Annotated in this window: 23 protein-coding genes; 8 read left to right on the top strand and 15 right to left on the bottom strand. The window is 35.7% G+C overall.

The genetic code is table 11. The features are described 5' to 3' along the window. Positions 1 to 10 precede the first annotated feature (10 nt). From JI747_RS15945 to JI747_RS15985, 9 genes are all read right to left on the bottom strand, one after another. Positions 11 to 1,036, bottom strand: coding sequence for a tetratricopeptide repeat protein (locus JI747_RS15945; RefSeq protein WP_225689865.1), 1,026 nt, complete (start codon positions 1,034 to 1,036; stop codon positions 11 to 13). After that, positions 1,033 to 2,721, bottom strand: coding sequence for an APC family permease (locus JI747_RS15950; RefSeq protein WP_225689866.1), 1,689 nt, complete (start codon positions 2,719 to 2,721; stop codon positions 1,033 to 1,035). Before JI747_RS15950 ends, JI747_RS15945 begins: the two co-directional genes overlap by 4 nt. Further along, positions 2,705 to 5,101 carry a hypothetical protein gene (locus JI747_RS15955; protein ID WP_225689867.1) on the bottom strand — a complete coding sequence of 799 codons (2,397 nt, stop codon included), beginning with the start codon at positions 5,099 to 5,101 and terminating at the stop codon, positions 2,705 to 2,707. The genes JI747_RS15950 and JI747_RS15955 overlap by 17 nt, the downstream gene beginning before the upstream one ends. Further along, entirely contained in the window at positions 5,092 to 5,835 is a 744-nt protein-coding gene (locus tag JI747_RS15960) for a hypothetical protein (protein ID WP_225689868.1), read from the bottom strand. Before JI747_RS15960 ends, JI747_RS15955 begins: the two co-directional genes overlap by 10 nt. Continuing rightward, complete coding sequence (locus JI747_RS15965; RefSeq protein WP_225689869.1) at positions 5,808 to 6,941, bottom strand: AAA family ATPase; 1,134 nt, start codon at positions 6,939 to 6,941, stop codon at positions 5,808 to 5,810. Before JI747_RS15965 ends, JI747_RS15960 begins: the two co-directional genes overlap by 28 nt. Positions 6,942 to 7,003: 62 nt before the next feature. Further along, positions 7,004 to 7,531 (bottom strand): DUF4919 domain-containing protein, encoded by a 528-nt coding sequence (locus tag JI747_RS15970; RefSeq protein WP_225689870.1) that lies wholly within the window; start codon positions 7,529 to 7,531, stop codon positions 7,004 to 7,006. Continuing rightward, a complete protein-coding gene (locus JI747_RS15975) occupies positions 7,509 to 8,174 on the bottom strand; it encodes a hypothetical protein (protein WP_225689871.1) in 666 nt (221 codons plus the stop codon). Before JI747_RS15975 ends, JI747_RS15970 begins: the two co-directional genes overlap by 23 nt. 187 nt (positions 8,175 to 8,361) lie before the next feature. Then, positions 8,362 to 8,751, bottom strand: coding sequence for a VOC family protein (locus tag JI747_RS15980; RefSeq protein WP_225689872.1), 390 nt, complete (start codon positions 8,749 to 8,751; stop codon positions 8,362 to 8,364). An 8-nt stretch (positions 8,752 to 8,759) separates the two neighbouring features. Further along, on the bottom strand, positions 8,760 to 9,902 hold the full coding sequence (locus tag JI747_RS15985; RefSeq protein WP_225689873.1) for an acyltransferase family protein: 1,143 nt from the start codon (positions 9,900 to 9,902) through the stop codon (positions 8,760 to 8,762). A 100-nt stretch (positions 9,903 to 10,002) separates the two neighbouring features. Here JI747_RS15985 and JI747_RS15990 point away from each other — a divergent pair, with 100 nt between their 5' ends. Both JI747_RS15990 and deoD read left to right on the top strand, forming a co-directional pair. Next, positions 10,003 to 10,890, top strand: coding sequence for an AraC family transcriptional regulator (locus JI747_RS15990; protein WP_225689874.1), 888 nt, complete (start codon positions 10,003 to 10,005; stop codon positions 10,888 to 10,890). Between the two features lie 75 nt (positions 10,891 to 10,965). Further along, on the top strand, positions 10,966 to 11,676 hold the full coding sequence (gene deoD / locus JI747_RS15995) for a purine-nucleoside phosphorylase (RefSeq protein ID WP_225689875.1): 711 nt from the start codon (positions 10,966 to 10,968) through the stop codon (positions 11,674 to 11,676). Positions 11,677 to 11,750: 74 nt separating this feature from the next. On the opposite strand, the gene JI747_RS16000 is transcribed toward deoD, so the two are convergent. From JI747_RS16000 to JI747_RS16020, 5 genes are all read right to left on the bottom strand, one after another. Then, positions 11,751 to 12,536 carry a TatD family hydrolase gene (locus tag JI747_RS16000; protein WP_225689876.1) on the bottom strand — a complete coding sequence of 262 codons (786 nt, stop codon included), beginning with the start codon at positions 12,534 to 12,536 and terminating at the stop codon, positions 11,751 to 11,753. Positions 12,537 to 12,668: 132 nt separating this feature from the next. Further along, complete coding sequence (locus JI747_RS16005) at positions 12,669 to 12,845, bottom strand: hypothetical protein (protein WP_225689877.1); 177 nt, start codon at positions 12,843 to 12,845, stop codon at positions 12,669 to 12,671. 102 nt (positions 12,846 to 12,947) lie between these two features. Further along, positions 12,948 to 13,598, bottom strand: a complete 651-nt coding sequence (locus JI747_RS16010; RefSeq protein ID WP_225689878.1) for a hypothetical protein — start codon at positions 13,596 to 13,598, stop codon at positions 12,948 to 12,950. 2 nt (positions 13,599 to 13,600) lie between these two features. Then, complete coding sequence (locus JI747_RS16015) at positions 13,601 to 14,314, bottom strand: DUF434 domain-containing protein (RefSeq protein WP_225689879.1); 714 nt, start codon at positions 14,312 to 14,314, stop codon at positions 13,601 to 13,603. A 15-nt stretch (positions 14,315 to 14,329) separates the two neighbouring features. Then, positions 14,330 to 15,328: a hypothetical protein gene (locus tag JI747_RS16020; RefSeq protein ID WP_225689880.1), complete on the bottom strand. Its 999-nt coding sequence runs from the start codon at positions 15,326 to 15,328 to the stop codon at positions 14,330 to 14,332. 437 nt (positions 15,329 to 15,765) lie between these two features. Between JI747_RS16020 and xylA the strand changes: the two genes are divergently transcribed. From xylA to JI747_RS16050, 6 genes are all read left to right on the top strand, one after another. Beyond that, on the top strand, positions 15,766 to 17,094 hold the full coding sequence (gene xylA, locus JI747_RS16025) for a xylose isomerase (RefSeq protein WP_225689881.1): 1,329 nt from the start codon (positions 15,766 to 15,768) through the stop codon (positions 17,092 to 17,094). A gap of 60 nt (positions 17,095 to 17,154) precedes the next feature. Further along, positions 17,155 to 18,576 carry a D-xylose transporter XylE gene (gene xylE / locus JI747_RS16030; protein ID WP_225689882.1) on the top strand — a complete coding sequence of 474 codons (1,422 nt, stop codon included), beginning with the start codon at positions 17,155 to 17,157 and terminating at the stop codon, positions 18,574 to 18,576. Between the two features lie 126 nt (positions 18,577 to 18,702). Beyond that, complete coding sequence (locus JI747_RS16035) at positions 18,703 to 19,257, top strand: GNAT family N-acetyltransferase (protein WP_225689883.1); 555 nt, start codon at positions 18,703 to 18,705, stop codon at positions 19,255 to 19,257. Positions 19,258 to 19,441: 184 nt separating this feature from the next. Next, positions 19,442 to 19,789, top strand: coding sequence for a hypothetical protein (locus JI747_RS16040; protein WP_225689884.1), 348 nt, complete (start codon positions 19,442 to 19,444; stop codon positions 19,787 to 19,789). A gap of 103 nt (positions 19,790 to 19,892) precedes the next feature. Then, complete coding sequence (locus tag JI747_RS16045) at positions 19,893 to 20,921, top strand: LacI family DNA-binding transcriptional regulator (RefSeq protein WP_225689885.1); 1,029 nt, start codon at positions 19,893 to 19,895, stop codon at positions 20,919 to 20,921. A gap of 61 nt (positions 20,922 to 20,982) precedes the next feature. Continuing rightward, the gene (locus tag JI747_RS16050) at positions 20,983 to 21,867 is read left to right on the top strand and encodes a T9SS type A sorting domain-containing protein (RefSeq protein ID WP_225689886.1); all 885 of its coding nucleotides are present in this window, start codon (positions 20,983 to 20,985) and stop codon (positions 21,865 to 21,867) included. 117 nt (positions 21,868 to 21,984) lie between these two features. Here JI747_RS16050 and JI747_RS16055 read toward each other — a convergent pair whose 3' ends face one another. Next, positions 21,985 to 23,601, bottom strand: coding sequence for a UxaA family hydrolase (locus tag JI747_RS16055; protein ID WP_225689887.1), 1,617 nt, complete (start codon positions 23,599 to 23,601; stop codon positions 21,985 to 21,987).

The following is a 23,601-nucleotide window of genomic DNA, read 5'->3' on the forward strand; positions in this document are numbered from 1 at the left end:
GTAAATACTATTAATTCCTGAACATTTTATTTCTTCCTGTTTTATACCTCGAGATATCTTTCAAAATCACCTCATCACCTGGATTGAAATGTTTCAGATCATTTACAATTTCGGAACGGCTGTTGATGTTTTCAGCAATAATGCTGTAAGCAATATCCCTTGTTGGTTTCTGTAATCGTTGATCTTTTTTAAATTCAATTTTCATGGCTTCCAGATACATGAGCTTTTTATCGGAAGAGATTTCATTATATAAATGCTGAATTTCTTTTTCGAGTGTATTGATGTCAGAAATATTCAAAAAGTACGTAGTAAGACTGTTTAATGCTTCTTTGTTTTCTCTCCAGCCTTGTAATAAAACCTGTTGAGCCTGTTCGGAAGATTCCATTTTATTTCTATAAATCGAAGATGCTTTTACCATCTGATGGCTCTGCAAATAATCATCAACAACCATCTGGTAAAACAGATATGCATTTTCAAGATCATTAATCTCTTTATACAGATCTCCCACTTTTTCTTTTTGCTGAAGTTCTTTGTAGAGTACAATCGCTTTATCGTATTGTTTTGCTTTTACATAACAGTTCGCTGCATCTACTTTACTTTGTACTTTCCTCAGAAAAACTACCGCCGCTTCATTGTAAAAACCTCCTTGTTCCAATGTTGACGCTGCCCGATAATTATCTTTTAAAAGATTCATATAAACGATAGCCGCTTTTTTATATTCATTATCCTCAATATGCTTTCTGGCAATATCTTCATACATACTTCTCAGTTTATCAAACAATGAAGTATCTATATATGAACCACCGCCGCCTCCATACGTTTTTGTTGACGGAGGAGGTAACGGGTCTTTTTCCTGATTTTGCAAAATCACTATAAGCACAATGGCAATCGCAGCAAAGAATATAAACTTGAATACACTTCCCAGGATATTTTCCAAATTCATTCGGGATGACTGGGCAATAATGGCAATAACCTTAAAAATCACGAGAATAAAAAAGGCCGTCAAAAACTTTTCTAAAAACTTCTGCTTTTTCATTTTTTCCCTGATTTTAAAATGTTTTCATCTTCATTAAACAAACGGTAAAGGAGAATAATCACACCGGCAATCAACAGCCAAACGAGCCAGTTGTACCCGAAAGAATTGATAAGGGGATAGAAAATATACAGTAATGAAACTGCTAAAATAGCAATCAGAATCAGTTTTATCCCGTCTGATACATATTTTCCTCCCATATATAAAGGTTTTTTTCTGACAAAATAGGAGTACACTCCAATGATTCCGATAGCGGCAAGCAACAGCCAAACTACTTCCGAAATTGAAATTTCTCTTTTTACCTGAGCATCCTGTGCTGCTTTTGAGGCATCTCTTCCGGCGTTTTCATTAAAGACGATTTGAGGGTCTGTTTCATGCGAAGTCCCATAAATTCTAGCCAGAGAATCCCTGATCAATCTTTTTCTTATTTCCAGTACGTCATCTGCATAGAGCTCTTTTGATCCTTTGGACATCTTGCTTGAGGAGTCTTTCATGATAGAATCGAGAACTTTCTTATGATAATTCTTTGTTTTGAGCGCTACTACCTGATCTATTTTTTCCAGATAGATTTTTTTTAATGAATCTCTGAATTTCTTTTCTTTGGCTCTGTACTTCTCGATTTCCCTTACCATTTCCTCTTTCCCTTCTTTGGTATTGACCATTCGTTTATAATCACTGATCAGCCAACTCCTTTCATCGCCAAAAAAAACATCAACCTTATTGTCGATCTCTGTAAATCCGGATTCGAAAACCAATCCTTCGCCATTTTCACTATAAGGATTCGTTTCAATAGTATTTTCGCTGGACAGATCCGTAGAAATTTCCTGTTCCTGTCTTGCCTGATTTCTCCCAAAATCAATCGCAAAAATGATAATCACAATCATGGCCAGAAAAAGTGCAAAGCCTTTCTGCGGACCCGTCATTTTACCTATTGAGCCAGTTTCTTGCGGTGTATTTTCAATAGCATCTAATCCTGAACCGCCAAACATTCCCCAATCGAAATTGCCGAAGCCACCCCGCAAAGTGGAATGAATATCTAACGGAATTCCCAGATACACTGCGCGTTCAGGGTATTTTTTTAAATATTCGATGTATTTCAAAATTTCATCAGGATCTCCTGCTTTCAGTTTCGCCATATCAAATGGGAGATTCTTCATCCATTCTTCATCTGTGATGGGATTCAGAAGGCTTTCCAGCAATTCATCATCATTCATATCCACTTTGTAGCTTTTTATCTTTTGTGGAATGAATACTCCGTTTGAGGGCTTTTTTACTCTGGCTTCTGTTTTCGGAGATTCCAGTAATAATGAAATCCAATCTATGGTTTCATTCAGCTTTACCAATCCGAAGTCAGGATGTATGATAATGTATTTAGCTTCTATAGTTTTCCAGTCCTCTGAATTTATTTTAGGATAAAAATCTGTATTTTCAGGAATAAATAATTTGCTGTCAAAACATTGAAAGTAGGAGTTTTTTCCGATTTCTCCCGGAGCATATCCTCCAAAAACAATGAAGCAGCCGTACAGAACGTTCGATTCAAGGGAAGGTATTGGAAATGACTGTACATTAGCAAGATCAATTCCCAATGATTCTATTTCGCGAAGCCAATCCAAAGATGAAGCGCTTCTTATGAGAAGGCCTCTTTTGGGATAATTATTTTTCGGAAACGGTCTAATTTTCAACTCCATATTCCAATACTTGATCTATAAAAGGTTGTAAGTAATCTTCATACATTTCAGCAATTGTTCTTACTTTCAACAGCGTATGATCCGGCAAAAAATATTCTGCCCCGCCAAACTCAGCCTCTGTCGCCAATGCCATAACAGCATTTACGGTAGTCGGCATATAAAATTCCGGAATATTGGAATTAATACTCCTGAAAGTGAGCATTCCACGGGAATCTGCAATGATTTCGCTTCCGTCTGAAAACGTAAATTTATTTTTATTCTGATCGGCTACCAAAAAAAATGGGGATTGGTTTTTAAATAAGGAGATCGAAGTTCCCCAAAATCTCAGTTCATTTTTAGAGACCACCAGATTACGATTTTCATTAATGCCGATATGGATAAAACTACTGATAAAATTATAAGCGTTGTGCTGAAGTTTATCGACCTCAATTTTTACTTTATCCAGATTTTTAGCAATCTCAGGATCGTTTTTCACGGGTTCCAAGGAAACCTCTCCTTCCAGATTGATCTCAAAAATGGTAGGCAAAGCACTTTGATGCAGATAAAAATGTCTGTTAAAATATACCAGTTCCATATTCACAGGCACATCAAAGCCAGAAACATTCAGTTCAGAATATTCTTTTGTTTTGATATTGAGTTTTGAAACTAAGTTTTTATCCGGCTGATACTGACAGAGAATAAATTCCTGCTGTTTATTTTTAGCTAAAGCAAACATTCCCTGGTCTTTCACGGAAATATCTTCAAACAATACTTCACAGCCCTTCAAAATGCTGTACACACTATAGTATTTCTTGTTGTAATAATTATCTGAAAGATAGGTTCTCAACAGTTGTTTTTTACTGCTTACAATAAAAAACTCTCCTTCATACATAAATTTCGCGATCTTCTGCTTCGAAATCGGAAGCAGTAAAGGATAGTTGAGAGGAACTTCTGTTTTCCCGCCTTTGGTATTCCGGCTGATCGTTTTTTTAAATTTCCTGTAAGGAGGATCTGCCCAAAGTTCTTTCAATGGAAGCAGGATTTTCTGGATATGTTTTCTTGCGCCTAAATGATGTTTATAAAAATTCAGCTCTCCATCTGCAGCAGTGGTTACCAAAAATTTTAACCGGTTTCTGTTTTCATGAATGACTTTCTGAAGATGTTCATTAGCCAAATTTTCATGATTTGTGATAAAAAAGACTTCAAGGTCTTTCTCTGAGCGTTCTTTTTTGAAAAATAGATCCAGTGTTTCCGAAACATCCAATGTTCCGCTTACCAGATTCAGGTTTTCAATGACTTCTTCCACCGTATCCAAAGTCATAGCAATACTGGATTGTCCTAACGCATAGACTTTGCATTCGGAATGTGCTTTGGGATGCTTTATCACGGCAAGAGCTGAAGCAAAAGACAACACTTTCGGAGTTCCCCAGTTTTTCAGGGAAGTGTCTATGAGGATAATTCTTTCGAAAACATTTTCTTCAGGTGGTATTTCTCTCTGGATATACAGGGCTTCATTGTTGGCGACACGGTTCATAAAAACCTCATCTTCATTCGCAAATTCTGACAGCAGCATTCTGTGAAGTTCTCCTTTGTTGGCAATATCTGAAACTCCTCCAATCGGCTGTTCTCCGGGAGAGAGATGTTTCATCGGTATTTTAAGCCCGCTCCAGATTCTTTTAATTAAACTTCCTACCTGAAAAGTTTTGGGTTCTTCAATAAGCTCCTGGATAAAATCTTTTTCAGATTCTGTAGTCGTTCTTTCTTCGGTTACCTCTTCTTTTATTTCCGGTTCTTCTACCCAACCCTGCATGATTTTAATGATAGATTCCGTTGTTGGAAACTTATTATGAATATGGGATAAAGTCTCAATATCTTTATAAAAGACATCACTGGTTAATAATAATTGATGAGCTGAATCACCAATTTTCTGCGGACCTCTGTAATACGTAGTCAGAATATATTCAGATTCTTCGGCAGAAACAGAATAAACTGAATCTTTAAAAAGCGTCTGAAAAAGGTTGATCCTGTTCTGTCCTTTCTTCATTGAATTGCCAACTCTGCTAAGATTTTCCAGCAACTGACAGGCATTTGTAATATCCAGATTAAAAGAACTCGTTTCTTCTGTTCTCAGTTTTCTTAAAAAATAAAAAATTCCGTCAAGATTAAGATAACCATCCTGAGTCGCATACATCGTCAGAAGAAAAGGTCCGAAACGCGGAAAACCCTGTGTTTGCAATTCTTTTAAAACTTCAATAATATAGGGTCTGTAACCGATAACCCCCACATTAGGAATCGAAATCAGATTATTTTCAAGGTATCCCGAAGGGTCACGAACATCCTTATCTGTGATCCATTCCCAGAAATAATCTTCGTATGACTGAAAATAACTTACTAAATCCATTCTCTCGCTTTTTGAGTCAGACGGAATGAGCTTACGGATAATTTCCTGAAATCATCTTTATTGATTGGCAGATAACTTCCGCTTTCATCCCACAGCAACCATTTGTCTGAATCTTTGTTATATTTTTTCTGTAATAATGCGCTTAGATTTTTAAATTCAAAATCAAATCCGCTCGGTAAAAGATGATGGTCTTTCATCCAAAACGTTTTTCCCGGAAAACCCAGCAACGGAGTTCCCAGAAACAAAGCGTTATCATCTACAATCATCCAATTCAATTTTTCCAGTTTAAACTTAGGAAGTTCCACAATCTGATTTTTAATATCATCAATAGGGCATAAAAGTGCCGTCGCGGAAGATTCATTGTCTCCTTTTTTGAGATGGACCTCAATCTTTTCATCTGTTGAAAAAAAATTATGATTGGATGGAGGAAATGTTAATCTCAATGCTTTATCGATCGATGACCAAAGCAACGCTGTTCTTACCTTTTTAGTCGGAACCAAAGCATTTCTTTTGAATAAAAGGCCGTTCTTTAATTCATAAATTATAAAGTTAGGAAGCATCTTAACTTCTGTTGAAACCACCTGTTCAAGGGTAAAACCTTTTAGCCAGATACAATCATCATCTGCCGCAATCTGAATATTTTTCCAGTCGCGGACAGCACCTAAAGCGTATTCTTCTTTTCGGGGAATTTCAGCCCAAAATTCTTTTAAGCGCTCTGAAGGATCTTCTGCCATAAGATTTCAATTTCTTTTTGGATAAACTGTTTCTGTTCTGCATTGGCAATCCAGTCGCAACGGGTTTGAAGATACCTTAATTTGTCTTTGATTACATTCTGTTCTTCAAAGCTCAGTCCTCCGATTTCCCACTGATCGATCAGAATTTTCACATCCTTCATCACTTCTTCTGGATTCGGCGTTTTATTCTGTAACGCCTGCGGATGAGATTGAGGGTTGTCTTCTTTTTCAATCGTTCTATTGATGATTCCTTCCAGAATTTCTATTTGTTCTTCGGTATCCCAAATATGCTTCAACACCCATAAATCTGACAGAATTGCTTCGTTTCTTCCGCAAATCAGAGCACTTGCAGCAATCAGGTTCTGCATTTTTACCGCTCTACGATCTGAGATGGTAATTCCTGTATTTCTAAGGCTGATAATCGTATTAAGATATACTTCATAAACCGGTTTCAGATCTACTGTTTTGCATAATGACTGGAGTTCTTTTATTTCATGCGCTAAAATCTCCGGAATTTCCGAATCTGTTGTCGTTTCAAGTTTTCTTCCGGCCAAAAGAACCTGCTGAAGAAGATCAGGATTCACATAATCCACATTGATTCTCACTAAAAAACGGTCGAAAAGGGCATTCAGCGCTTCATCTTCAGGAAGAACATTACTCGCTCCCACGAACATCAATGCAGGAAGATGCTTGGTTTCTTTCCCTCTTTTGAAAATCTTTTCGTTTAAAGCCATTAAAAGGGAATTCAGTATTGCAGAATTGGCATTGAAAATTTCGTCCAGAAAAACTACTGAAGCTTCAGGCATCATTCCGTCTGTATTGGTAAAAAGTTCACCTTCTTTCAGTTTCCGGATATCAAAAGGTCCGAAAATTTCATTCGGTTCTGTAAATCTGGTTAAAAGATATTCGAAGTTCTTTCCGTCTTTTACGGTTTTTGCCAGTGTTCTTACGAGAGCCGATTTTGCGGTTCCGGGAGGACCATATAAAAAGGCATTTTCTCTTGCCAATAAGCAGATTCCCAATAAATCTACCACATCATTTTTACCTACAAATGTATTTTTTACATACGTAAGAACACTGTTTAGTTTTTCAATATTTTGAGTCATTTATTAAGTTTTAAAAATTCCGCCATTTTTTCTTTTTGGCTTTTCTTATGTATTACTCCTTACTAGTTCATTTCTTTTTTTTCTCGTGAAAAAGAAATTCTCTGATAAGGAACGGTAATATCGAAATATATTTCTGATCCGTCTTCTAATGTCAGGACATCCAAATATTTGCCTTCATGTTGCATCAGTCTTTGCTGAGTATATTTTTTTCTCAAATGAAGTTCTAAGAAATCCTTCTCATCAGAAACTCTTGTAACTATATATGGATTCTGTAGTGCTCCGTCTCCGGTTTTTTCTATGCAACTCAAAATATTATGACAGATAAATAGTATCCCTTCTGCTGCTTTTGTATTCCCAATCTGTTTTAGCGAAAAGTATTTTATAAAATGTGCTCTTGGGCTTAGTAACACATTAATTGTAACATAGTAATTCAGCTTATCATATTCTTTATCTTCAAACAGCTTTTCCATGATGTCTAAATCATCAGAATAAGGATCGTAATCAGGATTGGTTATAATTAATTCTCTGGATCTCAGAAAATTTTCTTTCGTTGGATCTTTTACAAAATCAAATACCGTCTCTTGTTTCATTTTCTTGTGCTTTGTTAATTTTTAATTCTTTCCAGAAAATATTTTTATACCATCCGAATTCTGCTGTCAGAAGCCTATTGATATAAGGAATTTCCGCCAGTCTGTAGGTTCTATTTTCTACAATTCTTTCCAGATAGAGTTTTCTGTAGGTTGTATCTTTCAGTTCTTCTTCCCAGTTCAGATGTTCCAGTTCCAAATCGGTTTCCACTCCGGAATAATGGAATTGTTTCAGAATCGTTTCAAGCAATTGGATCAAAGGATCATCTGCATCCACATTTTTGAGAGCAACCACAATCTGCGGCACAAATCTTAATGACAGATCTGCCGACAATTTTGCAGAAAGATCAGGTTTTCCTTTAAAATCAGGGATCAGTTTTACAAGGTCCTTTTCTGTATTTTCGCGAACGAGATAAAGCTGAACGCTATGATACAGGATTTTGGCAGCCCAGACCGCAGCTTCTTTATCAAACGGAATCTGATCGGAAAAAAATTCAAGTCTTTCTTTTTCAAATTCTGTTTCAAAATATTCTGCAGCTTCCTGTTCTTCTTTGGGAGAGATCTGCTTTACATCTGCAAAAATGGTAATGCATTCTTCTTTCCGAAGCAGAAATAAAGTATCTAAAAATGGGGATTGAGTTTGCATGATAAACAAAAATATAATTATTTCTCTGAGAATAAAATTTTTAATTCAATGATTAAGAATTAAATACTATTTTTCATTATAAACAGGCAATAAAATACTAGAAAAAGGACTATATCAATAAAAAATCGGCTCAGATCTTCGATCTGAGCCGAGCCAAAGTAAATAAGTTCACTTTGAGAATTAAAAACTATTTTATAATCTCGATGATATTATTTTCAGGATCAAGAATTACACTTTCGTAGTATCCATCACCGGAAGTTCTCGGTTCTCCGGCTACTTTATAACCATCGTTTCTTAAAATTTCTGTTAATTCATCAACCTTTTCCTTGCTTCCTGTAGAAAATGCAAGGTGAATGATCCCGAATTTCTGAGCTTCAAAAGAATTGTTTCCTTCCTGAATGTCGGGTCTTGTCATGATTTCCAATCGGCTTCCGTTTTCAAAACTCAGGAAATAAGATTCAAAATTCTTTACGGGGTTATGGTATTTTTCATTAGAAACTGCCCCGAAATATTTCTCGTAGAAATCTTTCATCTTTTCCAGATCCTTTACCCAAAAGGCAACGTGTTCTATTTTCATTGAATCTTTTATTTTTTTGATATTAATTTTTTATTTAGCCATTTTCTCACCGGAATATCGTAGAATTTCATAAAACAGTACGCCAAAACTATTGAAACCGCTACCGTAAGCAAACCAAAAATCCAGGATTGAGGTTCTTCCAGTGTATGCTTTCCATTCACAATCCATGCCATATAAACATATACTAACGGAAAATGCGTAATATAAATCGGATAGGAAATATCGCCTAAAAATTTACATAACTGATTGGCTTTTTCACCCACCACTTTTCCTCCCGCACCCAGTAAAATAACAATTGGAAACATTACTATCAAAGTAAAGCATTCATAAAAAGCATTCTGCCAATGGGCTTCAGTTCCTCCTAAACGTGGAAATGCAAATAAAATGATCAGGATAAAACTTGTAGTAAAAAAAGCATTTTTAGTGAATTTTAATTTAGCCAGTCTTGCCAACAATATTCCCATTAAAAAAGGGAAAGCCAGTCTCGTAAATCCAATCCTCAATTGGGTCGCATCATCAATTGACCATCCGCCAATCATGTCTCCATTTGGATTGGTAAAGGCATAATGAATGGTAAATCCTGCCGAAATCAATACTAAAACTCCCAAGACAATCTTGGAAGTTTTTCTTAGAATTAAAGCATAAACAATATTCGCAATGTATTCAAAAAACAGCGACCAAGACGGGCCGTTTAACGGGTGCATTTCATTCCAGCCACGGATATCCAGACTTTTTCCGACAGGAATTACCGTCATCCCTATGAACATTACCAAGAGTAATTTCCAGACCGGAGTCGTAGAAATTCCACCCCATCCTAATCCTTCCGAATGTTGGAAATAAAATAAGACCGCCCCAACCAAAGAACCGATAATAATCATCGGCTGTAACCTCACTAAACGACGGACGAAAAAATCTTTCAGCGTCATCTGATTCCAGCGGTTATCATAGGCATAACTGATCACATATCCGGAAAGCATGAAGAAAAAGTCTACTGCCAAATAGCCGTGGTTAATGATCTGTTTGGTGTGATCTCCATTCGAAAATGTTTCAAAAGCGTGAAAAAAGACAACCATAATAGCAGCAACGCCACGCAATCCGTCAAGGATCTCGTAATGTGGTTTCGATTGGGAAATATTGAAAGTTTGATTCATATTTAACTTAAAAAATTAATGCAAAAATAGAGGGTATTGTCTCAAAAAGATTGTTTTATATTTTTTAATTATTGTCTTATATTTACATTATTCTGATTACATGTATTTAAATGAAGCAAAATTTAAAATATTTCCAAGAGCAAGAACCCATACTTTTCACTTTGATCATGTTCATATCAAGTGGAATCAGCAGGTGCCGCTTCATCAGCAGGAAACGTGGGAACTGTCTTATATTATCACAGGAAGTGGGGCAAGAATCATTGGTGATGTTGTGGAAAACTTTTCGAAAGGAGAAGTTATTTTGATCCCGCCCAATATCCCGCATTGCTGGTCTTTTGACGAATCTGTTCATGACCGTGAAGGCAACATTGAAAATATCACGATTGTTTTTGAAAATGACTTTCTGGAAAGCTGTAAAAATCTTTTTCCCGAACTTTTCAACAGTATTTCTGAGCTCCAAAATAATGAGAATGCCGTGTCTTTTAAAGATGAATTGTTAGAAAAACTTCAGATTTTAATGACTTCAATGATTCATCAAAATGATATTGAAAGGGTTTCTTCTTTTATTCAATTGCTGGAACTGATTTCTTACTGTAAAGACATGCAGATTGTCGGAAGACCCGTCACAGAAAACAAAAGAGAGAAAAAGCTACAGGAAATTTACCTTTTTATTTTAAGCAATTTCCAAAGGAATATCAGCCTGGAAGAAATTTCAAAATCTGCAGGAATGCAGAAATCCTCCTTTTGTGTTTTCTTCAAAAAAATGACCGGAAAATCTTTTTTTACTTATTTAACCGAATTCAGGATCGAATCTTCATGTCAGATGCTGTTAAAGACAAAACTGTCTATTGCTGAAATCTGCATTGCTTCCGGCTTTAATGATATTCCTTATTATAACCGAGTTTTTAAGAAAATTAAAAAAGTAACTCCCACACAATTCAGAAAAAATAATATTGATAAATTTTGCTTAAAAAGTCTTATTCATTAAAAAAAATTCATGAAACCGTAAATTGACAATTCTCTATTCACTTATTTATTATATTTGCTGCTTCAAAATAAAATTATGAGTATTCACATTAGTGCAAAAAAAGGAGAAATTGCTAAAGTAGTGCTACAGCCGGGAGATCCGCTTCGTGCACAATATATTGCTGAAAATTATTTGGAAAATGCAAAATTAGTCAGCAAAACGAGAGGCATTTTCTATTATACAGGACTTTACAAAGGAAAAGAAATCACTGTAGGTGCTAGTGGAATGGGATTTCCAAGCATTGGAATTTATTCTTTTGAACTGTATACAGAGTATGAAGTGGATACGATTATCAGAATCGGAACTTGTGGTGCCTATACAACAGATCTGAAAACATTTGATATTTTAAATGTTGAAAAAGCAGCAAGTGAAAGTACTTACGCCAAGTTTGCATGGGAAATTGAAGATGATATTCTTTCTCATCAGGGAAGTATTTTTGGTACCATCAATGCAACGGCTGGGGAATTATCTTTAACAACAAAAGCTATTAACGTTCACAGTAGTGATATTTTCTACAGAAAAGATCCTGCTGTTCCTGCCATTGCTACAAAATATAACTGTCCTGCAGTAGAAATGGAAGCATTCGGATTATTTGCCAATGCCCAACATTTAGGAAAAAATGCAGCCACCATTCTTACGGTAACAGATATTATCCCTACTCACGAGAAAATTTCTGCCGACGAAAGGGAAACAGCTTTGAAACCTATGATGGAACTGGCTTTGGAAGCGGCTATTAAAAGTTTATAAAAAATAAAGAACGCTAAAAAGCACTTAAAAATATTTAATAAAAAAGAGTTTTACTGTATCTGTAAAACTCTTTTTTATATGCTGAAAAAACTTTCGGCGACTGCTGTCGTTTCGTTGGCGACTTCGGAAATACTGATTTTCTTTAGATGGGCAATCGTTTGGGCAACATAGGGTAAAAATGCAGGTTCATTTCTGCGGTTCTGCGTTCTCGGCATATTTTTCGGCAGCATGAATGGCGCATCGGTTTCAATCATCATCCGGTCGAGAGGAACATATTTAATAACTTCTTCCAAATGTTTGAATCTTTTCTGATCGGTGATCGCTCCGGTAAATCCCAAATAAAATCCTTTATCCAGATACGTTTTTGCCTCTTCTAATGTTCCTGTGAAACAATGAACAACCGCATTCGGTAGTCTGGATAAGTATTCGTCTGTAATTTCGTTAAACCTTTTGAAGGCCGATCGTTCATGCAAGAAAAGCGGTTTATTAACTTCTATGGCCAATTCAAGTTGGGCACGATAACATTTTTCCTGAATGGGTCTTGGAGAAAAATCTCTGTCGAAATCCAATCCGCATTCTCCTACAGAAACAACGTGGTCTTGTTTTAATAATGTTCTTAATTCAGGGATACTTTCGTGATTAAAAGATTTGGCATCGTGCGGATGAATTCCGGCCGTTGAAAAGAGAACATACTCATAATTTGCTGCTATTTCAGCTGATTCTTTACTCCCTTTTACACTTGTTCCTGTAAGGATCATGCAGTGAACTCCACTGGCAAGAGCAAAGTTGACGATTTCAGCGTGTTCATTATTAAACTGTTTGTTGGTAAGATTGATACCAATGTCGATAAATGTGTTCATTTTTTTTCTGTTTTATTTTTTATTAGAAAATATCTTGCTACATGTGCTCTGTTTATAAAGCTTTTAAAAGATTTCTCAGAATAGAAACTTCTGTAATCAGAATGTGTTCTTCCGTTCATTTCTCTTGTTATTTTAGCCCAGATTAATTTTCTTTCTGCTTTTAAAAAATTTGATGGTTTCATTGAGCTGATCTTCTATTGTTGCCTTTTCAGTTCTCCTCCACTTTTTATTTCCGTACTTTTTCAGATAGGGCGGAATCTTCCCCCATTCATAACTTCTGAAAGGGCCTTTGTTATACATATTTTTCATTGAAAAATTATATTTTACTTCGACAAAAGTATGGGAGAAGTGCGCAATGTTTTTACGCAAAAAAAAATTTCAGTAGTATTAATGAATAAAAGAATACGTCATTTATTCATTCATAAAAACTTCAAGAAAACCAATTAAATGCTTCCCTCCGTGACTCCAACGGATTCCGTGGCCTTCTTTTTCGCGTACCTCGAAAACCAGTTCGTGCTTATAATGAAAGAAAACATTCCACCATGTTTTGTTATCTAAAATAAAATTGATTTTCTCCATGACCTTTTCCTGTTTCTCCTGATTGTTTCCTTTTACTTCACCCCAGAACTGATCTTCCATTCTTCCCACATGTTTTTCCCAGGCTCTTTGCGCGATGGTAATTTCTTCATTGAATGGTTTCTGACAGGCTTCAATCAGAGTTTTTCTTAAAGGAGGAACCGCATTTTCATCACGGATACTCGCAGAAGTCAATCTTTGTCCCAAGATATTCAGCCAGTTCTCAAACGGAATTTCTTCCAATTTTTGAATTTTAATTTCTTCAGGTTCTTTACTTTTAAAAATATCCAGAAACAGGTTGAAGCTTTCTTTTCTGTCAATCTTTATTTCTTCATTAAAGTAAGGAAGTTTCCAATCTGAAATTATATGCTGAGAATCCTGAATGTTTTTACTTAAAGCCTCTATATGCTCAGCTTCTAAAATTGCGTGGTATTTTTCTTTCCAGCCTTCAGAAAATAAGGGAATATATTTTTCGAAAAGATTCATTTCTAAAACATTTTTACAAGATTAACGGAAAGCTTTTCTTCATCTATTATATATTGAATCAGATTAAACCAGTTTTTACAATGATCCAGAATCCACGCATCGGAAGAAACCACAATATCAGCATTTTCCACTAAAAATTTGTCCGGATTGAATTCTAGTTCTGCTTCCCAGCTGAAATTATTTTCCGTTGCAACATCAAGAATCATTTGTTTAATTCTCCCGCTATTGGAAACCGGTTTATCAAAGATCCAAACGATCTTTTGAGCTTTGGAATTTTGATAAAATTTAGCAATCAGTTTTATTGCCGAAAAAGTCTGACTGACTCTTTTATAAGTTCCGTGAACTTCTGACAGATCACGAAAAGAACCGTCTAAACCTTCAAAAATATAGGCTTCTGAAAGCAGGCTTTCCAACAGGATCAAAACATTAAAACCATCTAAATAAATGGTAGTATTTTCCAGCTCCGAAACTTCCAGCTGTTTAGATTTTCTATTTTGAATCTGAACCGTTGAAGCAGAAGCTCCACGCACCGACTGAATCTGCCGAGTTTTCAGTCTATATCTGTTTCCTACAAGTTCGGAAGAAGCTTTTTCAGCGTAATCACGGCTCAATAGATACTGCATATCCTGAACTGCTGATTTTAATTTATCTTTCTGCTTTTCTGAACCGAATAATGCATCATCTCCAGTGTTCTTTCCACGGTTTCTGTTGTTCATATTCAAATGTAGAAGTTATTTTTCAATATAGGTGTAATAGTCTGCATGGGAATCGAAAATAACAACAGTATTTTCTTTTATTCCATAAGCAGCCCTATCACTGATATAATCGAAATCCCCCTGCACTATTTCTCCATTGGTTTTCAGAAGATTGTACGTATTGTCTTTTTTAAAAGCACCAATAACATCGGTCTGATAAGCAGGTGTCATGCATTCATAAGGTGATGAGAGCACCCAATTCATTTTATTATTTTGATAGGTATAATAATTCCATGCATTCTTCTCAAACAGCATAATATAGTTTCCTACGAACGCCGCTTTTTCATATTTTATTTTGAAAACTTCATTTCCGTTGGCTTGAAATACACCATACTTATTTTTATTTTTTACAATGAGTAAATTTCTGCCTGAATTTTCTCCGTATAATAAATGATCCTGCGTTATAATAGTATCTACATCAGTTTTAAAGACGGGTTCATTTTTGGAGTTATGCAGATTGTATTTCCCTGTTTTCGTTTTTGTCAAAAAGTAACCGGAAGCTGCTGGTTCTGCACAATAAATAGAACTTTCTTTCCAGAGTCCTGATCCCACATCATACATGACATGCTCATCAAATACTGCATATTTTTCGTACATCGTTAATTTTACTGGGGAAGTTGAATCTGAATAATAAATAAACTTTCCGCTCAGATCGATCAGTCCCCACCGTTCTTTATATTTTACAACCGCTGTTTTTCCCACGAACGGGTAAGCCATTTCAAACCCGTATGGAAATATTCTTTTTTTGGTTCTGATATTGTAAAAATAAAAGTCGTTATCATTGGTGGAATATCCTGCTTTGTATTCGTAAGAATTACTTACAAAAACCGTATCATTGGCTTTGGTAATAAAGTTTTCCAAAATATCCGGATCGAATCGGCCTCTATATTTACCGAGTGGAGCTTGCGAAAAAAAGCTTTCCGAAAAAAGTAAAAAAATAAAAAAAATATATCCTGTTTTTCTCTGTGATTTCATGGTTTTAAAAGCATTGTAAGAATTACAAAACTATTTAAATATCCTGTATAAAAACAGAAATTGTTTTTTCAGGAACATTTTTCGGGGAATTAAAATTGTTCTTCGATCCCTATTATCCGTAAATTATCTTAAAAATAAAATTAAAAATATTCTTTCAATATCCTACAAAATAAAGGAATACACTTACCCTTATCATAAAAAACAAGATATTACAAAAATCCCATTACATATTATATAAAATTATTACATTTAGAGACATTCATTTATTAATAAAACAGCATTTTTAATTCATAAATGATACTGATCAATAAGTAAGTCTTAGAATTTCCAAAAATCATTACGCAGTAAAACATAAATTTTTGGGAAAAATTCGCTTTAAAAATGCAATCGATTGCATTTTAAGATTAAGAAAGAAATTTAAAACAAATTAAAATATAATGGCAATTACAATCGGTAACAAAGAATACTTCAAAGGGATAGGAAAAGTACAGTTTGAGGGAAGAGAATCTGACAATCCTTTGGCTTTTAAATTTTATGATGAGAATAGAATTGTTCGTGGAAAGACCATGAAAGAATATTTCAAATTTGCAACAGCTTACTGGCATACCTTCTGCGCAACCGGCGGAGATCCGTTCGGAGTGGGAACACAGCAATTTGACTGGTTAACCGCAACGGATGCTAAACAAAGAGCGACAGAAAAAATGGATGCTGCTTTTGAGTTTTTCACAAAACTAGGCGTTCCTTATTACTGTTTCCACGATTATGATCTGATCGACGAGGCTGATAATTTTGTGGAATCTACCAAAAGATTAGAGTTCATTACTGATTATGCTAAGGAAAAACAGGCTGCTTCCGATGTAAAATTACTGTGGGGAACTTCCAATTGTTTTTCCAATGCAAGATTCATGAACGGAGCAGCAACCAATCCGTCTTTTGATGTATTGGCTTATGCAGGAGGTCAGGTAAAAAATGCTTTGGATGCGACTATTAAATTAGGCGGAGAAAATTATGTATTCTGGGGCGGCCGTGAAGGGTATATGTCTTTGCTCAATACGGATATGAAACGTGAACAGGAACATATGGCGAAATTTTTACATTTAGCTAAAGATTATGCACGTTCACAAGGTTTTACAGGAACTTTCTTTATTGAACCTAAACCCATGGAACCTACAAAGCACCAGTATGATTTTGATGCTGCAACGTGTTTAAATTTCCTTCGCCAGTATGACTTATTAAATGATTTCAAACTTAATTTGGAAGTTAACCACGCGACTTTGGCTCAACATACTTTTGAACACGAGCTTCAGGTAGCTGCAGATAATAACGTGTTGGGAAGTATTGATGCTAACAGAGGAGATTATCAGAACGGTTGGGATACTGATCAATTTCCGGTTGATCTCTATGAAATGACTCAGGCGATGCTGGTGATCATTCAGGCCGGAGGTTTCCAAGGCGGAGGGGTGAATTTTGATGCTAAAATCAGAAGAAACTCAACGGATCTGGAAGATATTTTTATTGCTCATATCAGTGGAATGGACAATTTTGCCAGAGCATTCCTTACAGCAGATGCTATTTTAGAAAAATCAAAATATTCTGAAATCAGAACCAACAGATATTCTTCTTTTGATAGTGGAAAAGGAAAAGATTTTGAAGAAGGAAAACTTTCTTTAACAGATCTGGCTTCTCATGCGGAAGGTCTTGGAGAAGTGGGACGAGAAAGCGGGAAACAGGAATATTTAGAAAGCCTGATCAATCAGTATTTATAAAATCGTTGACTCATTGTAACTAAAAACACAATCTAACCATACTTAAAACTATATGAAACTATGCAAATAATTGATTCCGGTCCTCAGTATTCTTCAGGAACAAAAGCACAGATCAACATGGTATATGTTACTGTCCTTACTTTGGTTGCGACTTTAGGAGGGCTTTTGTTCGGATATGATACTGCTGTGATTTCAGGAGCTGAAAAATCTATTCAGGAATATCTTATTATTCCTTTAGGTCTGAGTTCTCTGGCACATGGAGCAACCATATCGAGCGCCCTGATCGGCTGCATCATTGGAGGGGCTATTTCAGGATATTTTTCTACTAAATTAGGAAGAAAGAAATCTTTGATGTTGGCTGCCTTTCTATTTTTCATCAGTGCTTTAGGAGCCGCCTATCCTGAATTTTTATTTTTTAAGCAGGGTGAACATTCTATGGGTGTTTTACTGGCTTTCAATTTTTATCGAATTATCGGAGGAATTGGTGTAGGTCTCGCTTCAGCAGTCTGTCCAATGTATATCGGAGAAATTGCTCCTGCTGAAATCCGCGGAAGATTGGTTTCTCTGAATCAGTTTGCCATTATATTCGGAATGCTGGTTGTTTATTTTGTGAATTGGGGAATTGCAAGCGGGCAAACCGTAGAATGGATCAATGAAATCGGATGGAGATATATGTTTTTATCTTTAACGATTCCTGCTGCCTTATTCGGGATTTTATTATTTTTTGTTCCTGAAACTCCCCGTTATCTTACTTTTATTAAAAAAGACGAGGAAGCTCTGCAAATCCTGACAAAAATTAACGGACAGGATCGTGCGAAAGAAATTTTTGCAGAGATCAAAGGAACGGTAGCAGAAGCTAAGAGTGAAATTTTTGCTTTTGGAAAAACGGTCATTGTCATAGGAATATTATTATCAGTTTTCCAACAGTTTGTAGGAATCAACGTGGCATTGTATTATGCTCCGAGAATCTTTGAAAGTATGGGAGTTCACAAAGATGCTTCAATGCTGCAGACTGTTGTGATGGGACTTGTAAATGTAGTTTTCACCGTCATTGCCATTTTTACGGTGGATAAGTGGGGAAGAAAACCTCTTTTGATTGTCGGCTCTATAGGAATGGCCATCGGAATGTTTGCGATTGCCATCTTTTCTTATTTGCATATCATTGGTATTGCGACTCTGATATTTATTATCATTTATACGGCTTCATTCATGATGTCGTGGGGACCGATTTGCTGGGTATTGATCTCTGAAATATTCCCTAATAAAATACGAGGAAGTGCCATTGCCATTGCTGTTGCCGCTCAATGGGCAGCCAATTATCTGATTTCTTCTACATATCCTTTTATGATGGAATTCAGTGGGGCATTCACGTATGGTTTTTACGGTGTAATGAGTGTTCTTTCTTTAGTATTTGTATGGAAATGGGTACCCGAAACTAAAGGAAAATCTCTTGAGCAGATCGAAAAATTCTGGAAAAAGTAATTATTTTTTTCATATAATCATTTACCAAAAGAGCATCAGATTCTGCGTGCTCTTTTTATATTTTCTGATCTTCATTTATTTCTTCAATTTGTTTATTTTTGAAGAAATACTTACCAATAGAAGGGCATGAAATTTCTTTTGACAAACCAAGACACTGAAAGACTAAAATTTAGAAAACTTGAAAATTCCGATTTTGAAATATGGAAAGATTTATTCAAAGATGACACTACCACAAAACTTCTTGGAATGGATGAGTTTAAAACTCCGGAGGAAAGATGTGCAAAATGGTTTGAATGGACTTTTTACAGGTATGAAAATAATCTTGGCGGACAAAATATTTTAGTTTCCAAAGAGCATAATAAAATCATCGGACAAAGTGGGCTTTTGGTTAGAGAAATTGATAATTCCTTTGAACTTGAAATTGCCTATTCGATTCTTCCTCAATACAGAATGCAGGGCTTTGCCTATGAAGCTGCAAAAAAATGCCGGGATTTTGCTTTTGAAAATAGCTTCCATGAAAGACTTGTTTCCATGATCTTTTCTGAAAATGAAAACTCTAAGAAAGTAGCCCTTAAAAATGGTATGAAATTAAACCGAAAAGTGAATTTTAATACTAAAGAAATGGAATTATTTCAAATTACGAGAGAAGAATGGAAATCCATGCAATCTTCCGCAGAATAATTTCTACTATCCGGAAAAAGTAATTATTTTTTTCATATAATCATTTACTTAAAGAGCATCAAATTCTGGTGCTTTTTTTTAATTCTCACAGACCTTAATTTTTTATTAAATTTTCAAATTATTTCTCAAATTTTTAAAAGAAATTTCTTAAACTTGAAAATTATTTAAAACATCCCATTAGCATATGAAAAAAACACTACTTTTTTGTCTTATTGTGTTTTCAGTTTTCAGTTCCAATCTTCTATTTTCGCAAACAAAAGAATTTAAAACCGGTAAATATTGTACCAAAACAGGGCGATACTGCCTGCATATATTGGATGGAAATAAGTTTAAAGAAACATTTTCGTTCGATATAACGACATTGACTACGGGAAACTATCAGATCGGAAATGATGCTTTAACGTTATTATATGAAGGGTCTGAAAAAGAAAACACACCCGACAGAGTATTCAAAATAGTTACGGTTAAAGATGATAAGATTGTTTTAAAAACAGAAAATCCTGAAACAAAGCTTTCTCTTTATAAAAAATAAGAAAAAAGCAGCTTTTCCGCCATCGGTATCATTAATTTGATTAAATTTACGTCTATTCTGAAAGGAGTATTGAAGGGAAATTTAACGTTAGTCCAGAATACCTATGACAAAAAAAAATGCCACTATTTATGATATCTCGAAAAAGCTAAACATAAGTGTAGCAACCGTTTCAAGGGCATTAAACAATCATCCGAGAATCAGCCAGGCAACTAAAGAACTTGTAGTAAAAACCGCAAAGGAAATGAACTACAAGCAAAATAATCTTGCCAAAGCGCTAAAAAGTGGTGAAACTAAAAATGTAGGAATCATTGTTCCGTTCGTAAATACGAATTTCTTTTCGTCGGTGATTCGCGGGATCGAAGAGGAACTTTCTACGTACGGTTATCATGTCATTATCTGTCAGAGCCATGAAGACGTAAATATTGAAAAAAAACATTTAAATACGTTACTGAATGCTCAGGTTGACGGAATCTTCATGTCTGTTTCCCGAACAACCGTAGATACAGAACACATTCAGCATATTTTAAGCACCTCCAATACCCCAATTATATTTTTTGACCGAAAGAAAGATATTCCCGGAATCAGTACGGTAACCGTAGACGATTATAGAGGCGGTTATATGGCCACTGAACATCTGATAAAAGAAGGATATAAAAATATCTGTCATTTTGCAGGGGATCTCAACCTTGAAATTTACCAGAACCGTCTGAATGGCTACAAACAGGCTTTACTTGATCATAATTTACCCGTAAAAGAAGATAATATCATCACTACTGGAAGTTCGATTGATGCAGGAATTGAAGCAATTAAAAAGCTTTGGAGCAAGAAATCAATACCAGATGCTATTTTTTCTTCGAGTGATTTTGCAGCATTGGGTGCCTGTCAGGAATTGAAAAAACGTAAAATAAAGATTCCGGAAGAAGTAGCTGTTATTGGTTTTTCTAATGAACCTTTTACACAGTTTATGGAACTTCCGATGAGTTCTGTTGACCAGACTCCTGTGACGATGGGGCAAATGGCAGGACAAGTGTTTCTAGATCGTATTAAAGATAATTCTTCGGGGGTTTCTATTGAGAAAAAAGTGGTTTTGACGCCACAGATCTATATTAGAAAATCTTCAAAAAGGAAGTAAGCTTTTTAAACAATTTCAAACAAAAGGGAATTATTAGTATATTTAATGCAAATTAATTTCCATGAAAAAAATCTACTCACTCTTCATTTTTTTACTCTTTTTACAATTCAAAGCACAAAGTGTTATTTTTTCACAGCCCCATATAGGCGATTATGGTCCTGCTTTCGCTTCTTACACTACTAATAATGGTGATCTGATAGGTGCAGCAAGCAGTTTCATGCTAACCCAAACCAGTACGATTACCAAAATAAATATATTTGGTTTTCAGTCCCAATCAAATTTGCCTTCCCTATCTAATGGTTTCATATTATATATTTATAATGATAATAGTGATGTCCCTGCAGGTCAGCCTATTCTCCAGACTGGAAGCCCTGTCGCAACAATAAATGTCACTAACAGTTCGCAAGGATATACCATAGTCAATACAAGCGGTACCAATTATGTTTACTCTATCGATGTTCCTGCTCTTGCAGGTACAGTAAATTTACAAGCCAATAAAAAATACTGGCTTTTCTTCGTAGCAAAATTGAACCTTAGTTACATTGACATCTATTCTCCGGAAAAATTTAACTGGTGGGGAGGTTCGGATGGAACTCCGGGATTTATGCGGATTTCTAATTTAACCGGTGCTGCTGGCTATCCTACCTGGACCATTTATTCTTACAATGGTTGTGCTTTTACTATTGAAGGATCAACTTTAGGTACGGATGAAATTGTTTTTGATTCAACAAGTATCAAGGTATATCCTAATCCGACTTCTGACTATATCAATATCGACACTAAGGATAAAATAAGACAGGTATTTCTTTCTGATATGAGTGGAAAAAAAATTTCGGTTACATTAAATAGCAACACAATAGATTTAAGAGCATTACCAACAGGGTCCTATTTCCTTACTTTAGAAACAGAAAAGGGAACTGTTGTGAAAAAGATTATAAAGAAATAAATTCACTACGATCTTTTTATCACAAGTTAATTACAAAAAACATTAGGAACAAAAAGAAACTGCTCCTCACAAAAAGTAAGAAGCAGTTTCAACCCTAATATTTAATATAATAATCCACTACAGCGAGACTCCTCGTCTCCATGGAATGAAGTCATTCTGGTTAAGTTGGTCAGCTTTGGTTTTTACCTCACCACTTGCCACTTTGATGATGAACTCAAGAAGTTCATCTGCAGCTTCAGGAATTGTTTTATCTCCACTGATTACAGTACCTGCATTAAAGTCGATAATATCCGACATTTTTTCTGCCAAAACCGTATTGGAAGAAATCTTCACTACCGGTGAAATGGGATTTCCCATTGGTGTTCCAAGACCGGTTGTAAAAAGAACAACGGTAGCGCCTGATCCTGCTAAAGCCGTAGTACATTCTGCATCATTTCCAGGTGTGCAAAGCAAATTAAGTCCTGGTTTTGTAGCATATTCTGTAAAGTCAAGAACTTCTACAATTGGTGCCGCTCCTCCTTTTTTTGAAGCTCCTGCTGATTTCATCGCATCGGTAATTAAACCGTCTTTGATGTTTCCGGGAGATGGGTTCATATCAAAACCTGATCCCGCTGCCACTACAGATTTTTCGAAATCTTTCATCAGCTTTAGGAATTTCACTCCGTCTTCATCATTGATACAACGGTTGACTAACTCCTGCTCTACCCCGCAAAGTTCCGGAAATTCAGCAAGCATAGTTGTACCGCCTACAGCAGACATAATATCGGAAACCTCTCCCAAAACAGGGTTTGCAGAGATTCCGGAGAATCCGTCTGAACCACCGCATTCTAAGCCAATATTCAGCTTTGTGATGGATGCCGGTTTTCTTTCTATATCGTTCGCTTTTTTAATTTCTTCGTAGGAATCTTTAATCACGCCTGTCAACATTTCATCAATCGTTCCTGATTTTTGCTGTTCGTAAACAACAATCGGTTTTTTATTGTTTGGAGCCAAAGCGTGAAGCGCATCCATGAAAATTTGCACCTGAAGATTCTGACAACCTAAACTTAGAACTGTCGCTCCTGCTACATTCGGGTTGTTTACATATCCTGCAAACAATCTTCCCAATGCTTCTGCATCCTGACGAATTCCACCACAACCGCCTTGGTGTGTGATAAATCTTACATCAATATTTTTAAAAATTCTGGTATCCTCTTCTTCTTCAACGGCAACATCAGAAGTTTCTCCGCCATTCAGTAAGGATCTTAATAATAGTTGATGTTTACTGGCTTTTTCGTGTAATAATTCTTTTTCAAAAATATCTTTCAGTGTTTCAATATTTTTGTTTTCACAAAAAACCAGAGGAAAGAATAGCCATACGTTTTCCGTTCCTACCTGTCCGTCTTCACGGTGATATCCCATGAAAGTACGGTCTTTCCATTTGTCTACATTAGGTGGAGTCCAACCTAGTGTAGCTGTTTTACCTTCTACTTTTGCACTTTGATGTTTTACATTTTCGGTAGTAATCACCTCGCCTTTTTTGATGAATTGATTGGCTTTTCCAACGATCACCCCATACATTATGATGTAATCTCCATCTTCAAAGTCTGTGGCAGCAAATTTATGTTTTGCTTTTATATCTTTGAGAATCGTGTAATCTGCACCGTCAAGATGTACCGATTCTCCTGCAGGTAAGTCCAGTAACGCCACAATAACGTTGTCTTTAGGATTTACTTTCAGTACTTTCTTTTGCAT

This window comes from Chryseobacterium tagetis, assembly GCF_016735585.2.
Lineage (GTDB): Bacteria > Bacteroidota > Bacteroidia > Flavobacteriales > Weeksellaceae > Chryseobacterium > Chryseobacterium tagetis.